The organism is Desertimonas flava, assembly GCF_003426815.1.
Lineage (GTDB): Bacteria > Actinomycetota > Acidimicrobiia > Acidimicrobiales > Ilumatobacteraceae > Desertimonas > Desertimonas flava.
Genome location: NZ_QKYK01000020.1, coordinates 52,652 through 66,182, shown reverse-complemented (window position 1 = coordinate 66,182; position 13,531 = coordinate 52,652). Strand labels below are relative to the sequence as shown.

Sequence of the window (13,531 nt, the reverse complement as noted above, 5' to 3'; positions counted from 1 at the left end):
GCCTCAGTTCACCCGCACCCGCGGGTCGAACACGGTGTACATCAAGTCGGTGACGAGGTTGACGATCACGAAGCCGATGCCGACGATGAGCGCGAAGCCCTGGACGACGCTGTAGTCACGGGCATAGATCGAGTCGGACAAGGTCTTGCCCACCCCGGCCAGGCCGAACACCGACTCTGTGAGGATGGCGCCACCGAAGAGGCTGCCGAGCGACAGGCCGACGACGGTGACCACCGGCAGAAGAGCGCTGCGGAGGGCATGGCGGCGGACGACCACGAGCTCCTTGAACCCCTTGGCCCGCGCCGTGCGCACGTAGTCCTGGCCGAGCACGTCCACCAGGCTCGCCCGGGTCATGCGGGCGATGATCGCCAGGGGGATCGTGCCGACGACGATCGCCGGAAGGATGAGGTGCTGGGCGGCGTCGACCACGATGCGCCAGTTCCACTGCAGCAGCGCGTTGAGCACCTCGAAGTTGGAGATGAAGTCGAACACGCCGTTCTTGCCGAGCCCCCACGTCTCGTAGAACGGCTCGGGCACGAGTCCCGGCGACAGTCGACCTGAGGGGGGCAGGGAGATGAACGAGTCCTTGAGCGTGACGGCGAAGAGGTACTGGACGACGAGACCGAGCACGAAGACCGGGACCGACACGCCGGCGTTGGCGACGATCATCGTGCCGACGTCGGCCGCCGAGTTGCGCTTGTAGGCGGCGATTACGCCGAGGGGGACACCGATGAGGATGGCGAAGAAGAGGGCGAGCACCGCCAGCTCGATGGTGGTCGGAAGGCGCTCGATGAGGATCGTCGACACGGCACGGCGCTGTTGGAGCGAATTGCCGAAGTCCCCGGTGAAGAGGTCGCCGAGATAGCGGGCGAACTGGACCGGGATGGCCCGATCGAGGCCGAGGTCCTTGGTGAACTGGTCGCAGATCTCGTCGGTGGCCCGCTCGCCCAACTGGGCGCGGCACGGGTCTCCGGAGATGACGCGGACGAGGAAGAACACGGCGACCACGATCCCGAAGAGAACCGGGATCGATGAGATGAGTCGGTGGACGACGAAGCGAAACACGGTGGGATGAGGGGCAAAACATCGTCGGGGCGGGCCTCGCGGCCCGCCCCGACGATCGTTTCGGTCAGGCGGTCAGCAGGACCTCAGCCCTCTTCCGCCGGAGGCGGCGGGTTGAGGAAGCCACCGAACAGCGCCGAGAAGTAGTAGAACTCGCTGCCCTCGCGAGCGACGTGCGACGGAGACGCCGCATCCCACTGCGTGTAGTAGCTGGCCACCACGTCGTTGGCGTCGAACGGCGTGCCGTCGGAGAACGTGACGCCCTCGCGCAGGTGGAAGGTCCACGTGGTGAGGTCCTCGCTCGGCTCCCAGGTCTCGGCGAGCGACGGGATCGTCTCCGTGCCGCCGATCTCGTAGGCGAGCAGCGACTCGACCAGCTGTTCGCACACGCGGAGCGACTCGCCGTCGGTCTCGGTGGCGCAATACAGACCGGCGGGCTCGCCGTTCTGGACGAACACGAACTGATCCTGGCCCTCGATGCCCATCACCGAGAGGTTCTCGTTGCTGAGCGGGCTGGCGTGCGCACCGGTGACCTCGGTCTTGTAGGCGATGGCCGACGCACCGTGAGCGATCGGCACCATCGGGATGTTCTCCGCGAGTGCCGCGTTGGCCTCGGCGTAGAGAGCGGCGCGAGCTTCGGGCTCGACCGTCATCGCGGCCTCGGCGATCGGGTTCGTGACGTCGTCGAACTGCGTGCCGAACTGTGTGCTGGCACCGGGGCCGAAGTGGTAGTCGAAGAAGTTCGACGGATCGGGGAAGTCGGCGCCCCAGCCCAGCAGGTAGAAGCCGAGCGTGCCGGCGTTGGCGTTGTCGATGAACGTGCCCGACTCCTGCAGATCGAGATTGGCCGTGATGCCGATCTCGGCCAGCTGGGCCTGGATGTCGGTGGCGATCGGCGTCGGGAGCGGCAGGTAGCCGCGAGCGGCGTCGCGGTAGCTCAGATCGACCTCGAGCCCGTCGGGGTACGCCTCGGCGATCATCGCAGCAGCAGCCTCGGCGTCGTACTCGAAGTCGACGAAGCCCTCCTCGTAGGCCGGCATGGCCGGCGGGAGGAACTGCGTGGCCGGAATCGAGCCCTCGGGGTAGAAGTTGTCGATCAGCCGCTGACGGTCGAGGCCGATCGCGATGGCTTCGCGCACGACCGGGTCGTCGAACGGCGGGATGTCGACGTTGAAGCCCACGTAGAACACGTTGAGCGGGTCGCGGTTGACGATCTGCAGAGCCGGGTTCGCAGCGATGCGCTCGAAGTCGTCGGTGCCGACGTTGTCGATGCCGTCCGCCGTTCCCGATTCGAGCTGGACGAGTCGCTGGGCGCCCTCGGGGTTCCATTGGAAGACCGCCGTGCTGGCCAGCGCGGGCTCGCCCCAGTAGTTCTCGTTGGCGTTGAGCACGATCTGGCTGCCGCGCTCCCACGCCCCGAGCGTGTAGGGCCCGGTGCCGACCGGGTTCTCGACGAGTTGCGTGGGATCGGTACCGACCAGCTCGCTGGGCGAGATGCCGAGCGCCGAGAAGGCGACCTTGGCCGGGATCGCCACGTCGGGGTTGCACAGCGTCAGCACGAACGTGCTGGCGTCGGTGGCCTCGAGCTTGGCGATGTTGCTGGCGTTGGTCTCGGTGCCGCACGTGTCGCTGAAGTCGTACGACAGCAGGTCACCGGCGGCCGCTTCGCTGCCGGCGGGTTCGGTCGGTGCGGTGGAGGCGAGGGCGGTGCCGCCGATCGCCGTGGCGACGAGAGCGGCTCCAGCCAGTCCCATCGCAGTAGTACGCCCATGGCGTCTCATGCTCTCCCCTTGTCCATGTTCATTGCCGCCGGACGCGGCTCGTTTGCGTTGCCGACGGGTTCCTGAGACCCGCCGGTCAATGTGGTGGCGAGACCTTAGTGCCTGTACGGCCCGCGCGTTTCAAATCGTGGGATGAGTGGAACAGGGTTGCCGGATGTCGCAGGCGGGCCGGGCGGTGCACGGACGTCCGACGATTAGCGTTGACGACATGTCCGCGTACAACGCGCCGCTCACCGACATCCGCTTCGTGCTCGAACACGTCACCGACCTCGCCGGCCTCGCCGCGCGTCCGGGCTACGAGCACGCCGATCCCGACACCGTGGCCGGGATCCTCGACGAGGCCGGGCGCTTCTTCTCGGCCGAGTTCGCCCCGCTCAACCGCGTCGGGGACGTGCAGCACAGCCGCCGCAACGACGACGGCACGGTGTCCACGCCGGAGGGCTTCCAGAAGGCCTACGGCCGCTACGTCGACGCCGGCTGGCCGGCCGTGCCGTTCCCGCCCGAGTACGGCGGCGGTGGCTTCCCGTGGCTCGTCGGGGTCGCCATGCAGGAGATGCTGACGGCCTCCAACATGGCCTTCTCGCTGTGCCCCCTGCTCACCCAGGGCGCCATCGACATGCTCTTGCACCACGGCTCCGAGGAGCAGCGAGAGGTGTACGTCACGAAGATGGTGACGGGTGAATGGACCGGCACGATGAACCTGACCGAGCCGCAGGCCGGTTCCGACGTCGGGGCCGTGGCCACGAAGGCGATCCCCGCCGACGACGGCACGTGGCGGATCACCGGCCAGAAGATCTTCATCACCTACGGCGAGCACGACCTCGCCGACAACATCGTCCACCTCGTGTTGGCCCGCGTGCCCGATGCGCCGGTCGGCACCAAGGGCATCTCCTGCTTCATCGTGCCCAAGTTCCTCGTCGACGACGACGGGACCCTCGGCGCACGCAACGCCGTCGAGTGCGTGTCGGTGGAGGACAAGATGGGCATCAACGCCAGCCCCACGTGCGTGATGGCGTTCGACGATGCCGTCGGCTACCTGATCGGCGAGCCCAACCAGGGGATGCGCTACATGTTCACGATGATGAACAACGCTCGCCTGTCGGTCGGCATCGAGGGCCTCGCGGTCGGCGATCGCGCCTACCAGCAGGCGCTGGCGTACGCCCACGAGCGCCAGCAGGGCCGGCCGGTCAACGGCGAGCTCGGTGACACGATCGTGGCCCACCCCGACGTCCGCCGGATGCTGCTCACGATGAAGGCGCAGCTCGAGGCGCTGCGCTGCATCGCCTACGCCAACGCCGAGGCGGTCGACCTCTCCAAGTCGCACCCCGACGAGGCCGGTCGCACGGCGGCCAAGGAGCGAGCCGACCTGCTCACTCCGATTACCAAGGGCTGGGGCACCGACCTCGGCGTGGAGATCACGTCGCTGGCCGTGCAGGTGCACGGCGGCATGGGCTTCATCGAGGAGACCGGCGTCGCCCAGCACTACCGGGACATCCGCATCGCCCCGATCTACGAGGGTACGAACGGCATCCAGGCCATGGACCTCGTCGGTCGCAAGCTCGGCCTGCGGGGTGGCGGCGTGATCGCCGACTTCCTCGCCGAGATCGACGCCACGGCGGCCGAGGCGAACGCCGCCGGTGGCGACCTGGCCGTCCTCGGCGAGCGGCTGGCCGCTGCCGCGGCCACGTTGCGGTCGACGGTGGAGTGGCTGCAGGTGAACGGCCTGGCCGATCCGGCCAACGCCCTCGCCGGCGCGACCCCGTTCCTGAAGATGGCAGGCATCGTCACCGGCGGTTGGATGCTCACCAAGTCGGCCCTCGCCGCTGCTCTCCTCGCCGAGGCCGGCGACTCCGGCTTCGACGCCGACTTCCTCGCCCAGAAGCTCGTGACCGCCCGGTTCTACGCCACGCAGCTCCTGCCGCAGGCCGCAGGCCTCGCCGACGCCGTCACCGCCGGCCCGGCCGACCTCTTCGCCGCCACCCTCTGACCCCGACGGTCTGCACCTCACGGTTGATGCCAGGCAGGTGAGCGGAAAGGCCGTGCGAGGCGGAGGGCCGTCCGCTGGTCGCCGTCCCAACCGGAGGGTAAATACCGGACGCTTCGGTGGGGTATGTACCCTCCCGTCCGCACGTGGCAGTGACCGGCCACCCGGCCCGCCCGACCGGAGAGTAGATACCGGACGCTTCGGTGGGGTATTTACCCTCCCGTTCGTACCTGAGGTGTCCCCGCGGCGAGGGAGTGCCCGGGAGTACGCGCGGAGAGTGACGATCCACCGGTCGTGCGTATGGCCCGTGTTCTTGTGACGGGAACACCCATGTCCCGACTGGGGAGGTCACCGTCATGATCCACATCACCCATCGCCTCACCGACAACTACGTGCCCTGTCCGCTAACCTTCCAGGCACCAACCGTTGAGGTGCAGGGTGAATCGATCGGACGATGCCGATGCTCTGAATGGGGTATGAAGGCCTCCATGCGTGCCGTCCCGATCGGATCGACCGTCGCCGCGCTCGCCGCCGCCCTGGCCGGTGCCAGTGGCGTCTCGGCGGCGCCGGCCTCCGCCTCGCCCACCGGCACCATCTGCCAGGCGGTGCCCGAGGGTGTCGCCTTCGTGGTGGCCGATGCGTCCGGCGTGGCCATCGAGCGGGCCGGCGGCACCGAGCGCCTCAACGTCCCGGCGTTCGCCGCGCCGCCGACGATCGCGGTCCGTGGGCCGGACGGCACGGTGTGGGCCCAGGTCCCGTCGTCGCCGACGGAGAACGTCACCACGACCGCGCCCGCCGAGGCCGACGTCGGAGACGGCGTGCCGATGGACGTCTTCCGTATCGCCCCCGGAGCCACCGAAGCCGTACGCGCGGCGACCGGCGGTGTCAGGTTGCTCTCGGCCGGCTGGCTGGACGGACGCACGGCGGCGACCATCGTCGATGTCATAGGCGAGCGAGACGACGAGGAGGCCTACGGCGCCGTCCTCGTCGACTTCGCCGACGGAGAGCAGCGTGACATCGGACCGGCGGGCGGTATCGAGTACGGCGTCAACAGCGTCACGATCGGCGCGGGCCGGGTCGTCGAAGGTGCGTTCGCCGACCTCAGCGAGGCCTTCTCGACGTCCGACGCAGCCGGCAACCGGCTGGAGGACTGGCCGTCGCCCGTCACGCCGGAGGAGTACGCCCAGCCGCCACTCCACATCTGGCCGGTCGCCGCCATCCCGTCCGGTGCCACCGCACCCACCTGGGCGTGGGTCGAAGCGCCCGACTGGGACATGGAGTCCGAGCAGATGGTCGGCGGTTGGTCGGTCGTGGTCGCCGACGCAGCCACCGGGACCGAATCGCTGCGCCTCGATCTCGGCGACCCCGGTGGCTGGTTGCTGCATGCCGACTTCGACGGCCGCTTCTGGGTCGGCACGTTCGCCGACGATCCCGACCCCGCCGACTCCGACACGGCCCCCGTTCACGAGCCGGCGGCGCGGGTCCTCGTGATCGACACCGCCGCTGCCGAGCCGGCTGTCGCCGACGCCGGCTGCGCGGCGGGGATCACGGCCACGCTCGACCGCAACGGCAGCCCGGCACCACCCGCCGCCCCGACCCCCACCTCCACGACCGCTCCTGCGACCACTGCAGCCACGACGACCACCGTGCCCCGCTGCACCTACGTCGAGGCCGACGACGCCTACCCCCTGCGCAAGTGCGACAAGGGACCCGCCGTGCGGGCGATCCAGGAGCAGATCAACAAGCGGGGGCAGAGCATCGACGCCGACGGCTACTTCGGCCCCGCCACCGAGCAGGCCGTGCGGAACTTCCAGCAGGCCGCCGGGCTCGAAGTCGACGGCCTCGTCGGCCCGGACACGTGGGCTGCGCTCTACACGGGCGACCCGGCCGGCACGGATGCCGACGGCAACGGCACGATCGAGCCGTGGGAGGTCACGGCGCCGGCCCCGCCGACCGGAGGCGACGCGGCGTCCTACGTCGGTCTCGTGTTCGAGCTGCAGATGCCAGCGGGCACCATCCACACTCCCGACGGGTCGCCGATCCCCGGACTCGAGAACGCGGGTGGCTGGGTCCTCGGCCTCAGCGACGAGCCGCCCTTCTTCGGCGGGCAGTACGTGAGAGCCGGCGAGCGCCACATGCTGTGGCTGACGCGAGCGGACGGACGCAATCCCGATGGGACGCTGACGCCCGAGACGGTGCTCGCGGCCATCGATGTGCCCGTGGGGCCGGGGCAGTTCGTCGAGTTCGGGGAGTGCGAGCTCGACGGCACGCACGACATGACCATGGCCGCGGTGACCGACGACGTCGAGGTGGACGGCTATCGCCCCGCCGTCCGGGCCTGGCAGTTCGACCCCGGCGCCGGAACGATCACGGAAATCGACGCCAGCCGGGTGCGCTGCTACATCGTCGGCGACTGACCTGGCCCGCCCGTAGCCGATCCGGCCTCGGCGCCGATAACCTTGCCCGGTTCTCTTTTCCAGTCGAGCCGACGAAGACGCCAGACAGACAAGGTCTCCGACAATGCCCACGTACACCCCGAAAGCCAACGAGATCCAGCGCGACTGGCACGTCGTCGACGCCGAGGGCCTCGTCCTCGGCCGCATGGCCACCGAGGTCGCCCGCGTCCTGCGGGGCAAGCACAAGCCGGTCTTCGCTCCGCACATGGACACCGGTGACCACGTCGTCATCGTCAACGCCGAGAAGGTCGTGCTGTCGGCCGGCAAGGCCGACCGTGAGCGGGTGTACCGCCACAGCGGCTACCCGGGCGGCATCAAGTCCAACAGCTACGCCGAGCTGCTCGCCACCAAGCCGGCCGACGCCGTGCGCAACAGCATCAAGGGCATGCTGCCCAAGGGCCCGCTCGGCCGCCAGATGCTCACCAAGCTCAAGGTCTACGCCGGCCCCGATCACCCGCACTCCGCCCAGTCCCCGGCCCCGCTCGTCATCGACGGCGCCAAGGCCCGCTGACCCGAGAAGCATCCGAGAAGAAGGCACCCGTCATGGCCACCGCACCGCTCACCCAGACCACCGGCCGCCGCAAGGAGGCCATCGCTCGCACCCGTCTGCGCCCCGGCACCGGCGTGCTCACGGTCAACGGTCGTCCGTTCGAGACCTACTTCACCACCCCGGCCCACCGCATGGAGGCCGTCGAGCCGCTGCGGGTCCTCGAGGCCACCGAGCGCTTCGATGTCGACACCACCATCACCGGCGGCGGCGTCAGTGGCCAGGCCGGCGCGATGCGCATGGCCCTCGCCCGCTCCCTCGCCGAGGTCGAGCCCGAGAGCCGCTCCACGCTCAAGAAGGCCGGACTCCTCACCCGCGACCCGCGGAAGAAGGAGTCGAAGAAGTACGGCCTCGTCAAGGCCCGCAAGGCCAAGCAGTTCACCAAGCGCTGATTTCGTCCTCGGCGGCGTCGGTCGCTTCGCTCCCTCGCCGCCTGCGGCGAGTTGGTTCGAGCTCGCTTCGCTCGCGCTGAAGAGTTGAAAGAGGCGGCGGCGCAGCAAGCTGCGCTGGTCGCCGCATCGAAGGGGGGAATCCCCCTTCGAGCATCCCCCTTCGGCGCGCTCGCGTTGGTCGCTTTGTTACCGGTCTTCATTGGCGCGTTGGGCGGTTGCTAGGTCTTCGTGTTGAAGACGCGTTGAGATTGGTGTGGTGGCGGCGGGGGTTGGGGGGTTGGGTGCGGCAGAATCGGGGGCGTGAAGTTCGGGACTGATGGGGTGCGGGGGGTTGCCAACTCGGATCTGACGGCCGCGTTCGCGCTGGATCTGGGGCGGGCGGCTGCTCGGGTTCTTGCCAGGAAGGGGAGCGCCGACGCTGTGGCGACAGGCGCTCGCGCCGAGGCTGTGGCGACAGGCGCTCGCGCCGAGGCTGTCGTCGGCGGGGACACGCGGTTGTCGACGGCGATGCTCGAGGCGGCGTTCGTCGCCGGGTTGGCGTCCGAGGGCGTGCTGGTCCATCGTCTGGGCGTCGTGCCGACCCCCGTGGTGGCGTTCGAAGCAGCCCGTCGCAACGCGATCGGTGCGGTGATCTCGGCGTCACACAACCCCTACCGAGACAACGGCATCAAGCTGTTCGCCCCGGGCGGTCTCAAGCTGCCCGACGAGGTGGAGGAGCGCATCGAGGCCGACGTCGTCGCCCTGCCGCCTCCCACCGGTGAGCCCGCCCCGCTGCTCGACGTCGAGCAGTCACTCGACTACGTCGAGCACGTGCTGGCCGAGCTCCAGGGTCGCTCGCTCACCGGGCTGAAGGTCGTCGTCGACGCCGCCAACGGCGCCGCCAGCGCTCTCGGACCGGCCCTCTTCGCTGCGGCCGGGGCCGACGTCGTCGCCATACACGACCAGCCCGACGGCCGCAACATCAACCAGCACTGCGGAGCGACGCACACCGCATCGTTGGCGGCCGCGGTGCTGGCCAACGGCGCCGACATCGGCCTCGCCCTGGACGGCGACGCCGACCGTCTGATGGCGGTCGACCACCTCGGCCGCGTCGTCGACGGCGACCACGTGCTGGCGATCTGCGCCACCGATCTCCACCGCCGCGGGCTGCTGCGCGACGGCACCGTCGTCGCCACCGTGATGTCCAACCTCGGCTTCCGCATCGCCATGGAGCAGGCGGGCATCCGGGTGATCGAGACGGCCGTCGGCGACCGCTACGTGCTCGAGGCACTCGACGCGGGCGGCCTGTCGCTCGGCGGCGAGCAGAGCGGCCACGTCATCTTCCGCGACCGGGCCACCACCGGCGACGGCCTGCTCACCGGCATCGTCCTCGCCGATGTCATCCAGCGTTCGGGACGGCCGCTCGCTCGCTTGGCCGACGAGGCGATGACTCGGCTGCCTCAGGTGATGGTGAACGTTCGCGTCGCCGTACGCGTGCCCGACGCCGCCGATCAGCTCGCCGCCGAGATCGCCGCGGTCGAGCGGCAGCTCGGCGCCACCGGCCGGGTGCTCGTTCGTCCGAGCGGCACCGAGCCCCTCGTCCGTGTGATGGTCGAGGCGGCCGACGACGCCGTGGCGCACGAGGCGGCGTCGTCGCTCGCCGCCCTCGCCGACGCCCGCTGGGGCGCCAGCGCCTGATCGCCATCGGGGCCCCGGCAGGGCCCCGATCGTCGCCGACCGGGGCCCGTAACCGCTCGGCGGGGGTGGTCGGCACGGCGTAACCTGACCGTCATGTGCGGGATCATCGCCATCGTCAGCCGGCCTCCGACCAGGGCCGTGCCGGCCGCCGACGATGTGGTCGCCGGGCTCGACGCCGCGCTCGCCTGCCTGGGCGACCCGGCAGCGGTCGCCGATGAACTCGCCGGCGTCGATCGATCACTGCGTGGGTTGCCCGGTGTGCTCGCCCTCGCCGACCGGCATGAACTGCTGGCGGCCATCACCTCGCGCCTCGATCAGCTCGACGCCTACGCCGCCGAGGTCGACGCGGCCCTCGCCGGCATCGACGCCGGTGCGGCCGCCGACGATCTGGAACGCCAGAGCGCCACGGCGATCCGGCTCAAGGACGCGCTGTGGGCGATCCGGTGCGATCGCCTGCGCACCGTGCGCGAGGTCGACATCCTCGCCGGCCGCGGTGCGGGCGATGCCGCACGCGCCGGCTATCTCGCACTGCAACAGGCGCTGTCGGCGATCGATCGCATGGAGGTGCGTGGCCGCGACTCGGCCGGTGTCCACGTCTTCCTCTGGGGTCACGGTCTCGACCTCGCCGATCCGGCGATCGCCACCGTGCTCTCCAAGCGATCGGGCGATCCGCTCTTCCAGAACGGTTCGGTGCGCGCCGTCGACTCGTCGGCCGGCCCCGTGCTCTCGTTCGCCTACAAGGCAGCCGCCGAGATCGGGGAGCTGGGCGACAACACGGCGGCGATGCGAGCGGCGATCGCGTCCGACGAACTGCTGCGACGAGCACTGGCCGCGCCCACCGCGCAGGTGTCCGTCCTCGGCCACACCCGCTGGGCCAGCGTGGGCATCATCTCCGAGCCCAACGCTCACCCGGTCAATGGAGAGGAGAGCTCGCTCTCCTCCGGCGGATCGGAGAGCTTGCTCTCCTCCGGCGGATCGGAGAGCTCGCTCTCCTCCGGCGGATCGGAGAGGTTGCTCTCCTCGGGGGGGTCGGAGAGCGAACTCACCGGCGGGGAGCAGCACCACTACACGGTCGGGGTGCTCAACGGCGACGTCGACAACCACGCCGACCTCAAGGTGGCGCACGGCCTCCGCTTCGCCGGTCCCATCACCACCGACGCCAAGGTGATCCCCGCCCTCCTCGCCCGTCATCTCGACACCGTCGCCGGCAGCCCCGGACAGGCCGCGGTCGGTGCCGGAGCGCTCGCCGAGGCCTTCCGGCGCACGGTCGCCGAGTTCGAGGGCTCGGTCGCCATCGGCGCGGCGTCGGCGTCGGACCCTGGCACGGTGCTCCTGGCCCTGAAGGGCAGCGGTCAAGGGGTGTACATCGGTCTCGCCGACGACCGGTTCATCGTCGCCAGCGAGCCGTACGGCATCGTCGAGGAGACCGACCGCTTCGTCCGGCTCGATGGGGAGGGCGGCGGTCAACTCGTCGCCCTCGACGCGGCGGGCGCCGGGACGGTCGACGGGATCATCCGCCTCGCCTACGACGGCTCGCCGCTGCCGGTCACTGACGCCGACGTGGTGACGGCCGAAGTGACGACGCGGGACATCGACCTCGGCAACGCCCCGCACTTCCTGTTGAAGGAGATCACCGAGTCTCCCGACAGCTTCGCCAAGACGTTGCGCGGGAAGATCGCCGACGGGCCCGACGGGCTGCTCCGGGCCGTGGTGGGTCACCGGGCGCTGCCCGAGGATGTGGTGGCCCGACTGGCGGCGGGGTCGATCACGCGCGTACGGGTGATCGGTCAGGGTACGGCCGCGGTCGCCGGGGCGTCGATGGCCAAGACGCTCACCGAGCTCGCCGCCGGCAGGCTGACCGTGGACGCCATCACGGCCACCGAGCTGTCCGGCTTCGGGCTCGGTCTCGACATGTCCGACACGCTGGCCGTGGCCGTCAGCCAGAGTGGCACCACCACCGACACCAACCGCACCGTCGACCTGCTCAAGGCCCGCGGCGCGGCCGTGCTGTCGATCGTCAATCGGCGGTCCAGCGACCTCACCGACAAGGCCGACGGCGTGCTGTACACGTCCGACGGCCGGGACGTTGAGATGAGCGTGGCGTCCACCAAGGCCTTCTACGCCCAGGTCGCAGCAGGCATGCTGCTGTCGTGTGCCATCGCCGAGGCCGCCGGCGTGCCCACCGAGCGTCGCCGGCACGAACTGCTGTCGTCACTTCGCACGCTGCCCGACGCGATGCGCACCGTCCTCGCCCGGCGTGACGTCATCGCCGACGCGGCCCGCCGCTTTGCCCCCACCAAGCGCTACTGGGCCGTGGTCGGCAACGGTGTCAACAAGGTGGCCGCCGAAGAGGTCCGCATCAAGCTCAGTGAGCTCTGCTACAAGTCGATCGCCTGCGACATCACCGAGGACAAGAAGCACATCGACTTGTCGTCGGAGCCGCTCATCCTCGTCTGCGCGGCCGGGCTCGCGGGATCGACCGCCGACGACGTCAGCAAGGAAGTGGCGATCTTCCGGGCCCACAAGGCCACGCCGATCGTTGTCGCCGACGACGGCGACGTGCGCTACCAGGCCGCCGCCACCATCTCCGTGCCGCCGGTCGATCCGGCCGTGGGATTCGTCCTGTCGACGATGGCCGGGCACCTGTTCGGCTACGAGGCAGCCCTGGCGATCGATGCGTCGGCGCTGCCGCTCCGGGAAGCCCGCGAAGTGATCGAGCGGGCCGCCGTGCTCGACCTGTCGCCCGACGAGATGCTGCAGAACGTGCGGGCCGGCATCAGCCGGTGCTCGGACGAGTTCCACGACGGGCTCCGCAACTCCCGCTACGACGGCCACCTCGAGGCGAGCACGGCCGTGCGGCTGTCAGGACTCCTCGGCGACGCCCTGTCCGATCAGCCGATCGAGCGGTACCAGGCGGGCACCGGCAAGGTCGGCACGCCCGCCGCCCTCCTCGACGACCTCCTCGCCGCCCTCACCCAGGCGATCGAAGAGCTCACCCGGCCGGTCGACGCCATCAAGCATCAGGCCAAGACCGTCACGGTCGGCATCTCCCGCAGCGACGAAGGCGTGCTCGACCGGCGGCTCGTGCAGGCGGTGCTGACCGCCGGGGCGGGCCGCGACGTGCTGAGCTACCGCACGCTGAAGGTGCTCGCCGACCTCGACCCGACCGTCGCCGAGGTGGTGGGCTTCACGCGCTACGGCATCGACGGCGACACCGTCACCGTCGTCGATCGCGGCGGGATCTCGCGCGAGCTCTCCAGCCGCGTCGAGCGTCGCCCCGTGCTGTCGGGGACGAAGCGCAACGTGGCCAGCCAGCGGGAGATCCTCGTCGCGCGCGGGCGCAGCGACGGCCGCACCGTCATCTTCGTCCCCGAGGTCAAGTCGGGCGTCACCACCGGCATCACCCTGCTGCACGTGCGCTTCCACGAGCGACTCGACGCGGCGACGATGCGCGGTGCCCTGCAGGGCTACGACCGGCGCTACGACCGCCTGGTGGACTGGGTGACCGAGACCGAGCAGGAGTTCGACGACAGCCGGCTCGCCGACCTCGACGTCGCCGACCTCCTGATCGCGCCGATCAGCGAGACCGCCGATCTCTGGCGCACGTCATGACGAACACGGTGTCCCCGATG

The 13,531-nt window shown here is 70.1% G+C and carries 8 protein-coding genes; 6 read left to right on the top strand and 2 right to left on the bottom strand.

Features of this window, described 5'->3' with window-relative positions; genetic code table 11:
* Positions 1–3: 3 nt before the first annotated feature.
* Positions 4–1,065 (bottom strand): ABC transporter permease, encoded by a 1,062-nt coding sequence (locus DN771_RS19850; protein WP_116999303.1) that lies wholly within the window; start codon positions 1,063–1,065, stop codon positions 4–6.
* A gap of 83 nt (positions 1,066–1,148) precedes the next feature.
* Positions 1,149–2,816, bottom strand: coding sequence for an ABC transporter substrate-binding protein (locus tag DN771_RS30715; protein ID WP_162942170.1), 1,668 nt, complete (start codon positions 2,814–2,816; stop codon positions 1,149–1,151).
* A gap of 235 nt (positions 2,817–3,051) precedes the next feature.
* On the opposite strand from DN771_RS30715, the gene DN771_RS19840 reads away from it, so the two are divergent.
* The 6 genes from DN771_RS19840 (at position 3,052) to DN771_RS19815 (ending at position 13,511) form a co-directional block, all read left to right on the top strand.
* The gene (locus DN771_RS19840; RefSeq protein WP_116999301.1) at positions 3,052–4,830 is read left to right on the top strand and encodes an acyl-CoA dehydrogenase; all 1,779 of its coding nucleotides are present in this window, start codon (positions 3,052–3,054) and stop codon (positions 4,828–4,830) included.
* A gap of 485 nt (positions 4,831–5,315) precedes the next feature.
* Entirely contained in the window at positions 5,316–7,244 is a 1,929-nt protein-coding gene (locus DN771_RS19835; RefSeq protein WP_162942169.1) for a peptidoglycan-binding domain-containing protein, read from the top strand.
* Between the two features lie 103 nt (positions 7,245–7,347).
* Positions 7,348–7,794: a 50S ribosomal protein L13 gene (gene rplM / locus DN771_RS19830; protein ID WP_116999299.1), complete on the top strand. Its 447-nt coding sequence runs from the start codon at positions 7,348–7,350 to the stop codon at positions 7,792–7,794.
* 32 nt (positions 7,795–7,826) lie between these two features.
* A complete protein-coding gene (gene rpsI / locus DN771_RS19825; RefSeq protein WP_116999298.1) occupies positions 7,827–8,222 on the top strand; it encodes a 30S ribosomal protein S9 in 396 nt (131 codons plus the stop codon).
* Between the two features lie 291 nt (positions 8,223–8,513).
* Positions 8,514–9,899, top strand: coding sequence for a phosphoglucosamine mutase (gene glmM / locus DN771_RS19820; protein WP_420810934.1), 1,386 nt, complete (start codon positions 8,514–8,516; stop codon positions 9,897–9,899).
* 93 nt (positions 9,900–9,992) lie between these two features.
* Positions 9,993–13,511, top strand: coding sequence for an SIS domain-containing protein (locus tag DN771_RS19815; protein ID WP_116999296.1), 3,519 nt, complete (start codon positions 9,993–9,995; stop codon positions 13,509–13,511).
* Positions 13,512–13,531: the final 20 nt, after the last annotated feature.

Excerpts from the sequence above, each read along its gene's own strand:
- DN771_RS30715 (WP_162942170.1), bottom strand. The coding sequence starts at position 2,816 with ATGGGACTGGCTGGAGCCGCTCTCGTCGCCACGGCGATCGGCGGCACC.
- DN771_RS19840 (WP_116999301.1), top strand. The coding sequence starts at position 3,052 with ATGTCCGCGTACAACGCGCCGCTCACCGACATCCGCTTCGTGCTCGAA.
- DN771_RS19835 (WP_162942169.1), top strand. The coding sequence starts at position 5,316 with ATGCGTGCCGTCCCGATCGGATCGACCGTCGCCGCGCTCGCCGCCGCC.
- rplM (WP_116999299.1), top strand. The coding sequence starts at position 7,348 with ATGCCCACGTACACCCCGAAAGCCAACGAGATCCAGCGCGACTGGCAC.
- rpsI (WP_116999298.1), top strand. The coding sequence starts at position 7,827 with ATGGCCACCGCACCGCTCACCCAGACCACCGGCCGCCGCAAGGAGGCC.
- DN771_RS19815 (WP_116999296.1), top strand. The coding sequence starts at position 9,993 with ATGTGCGGGATCATCGCCATCGTCAGCCGGCCTCCGACCAGGGCCGTG.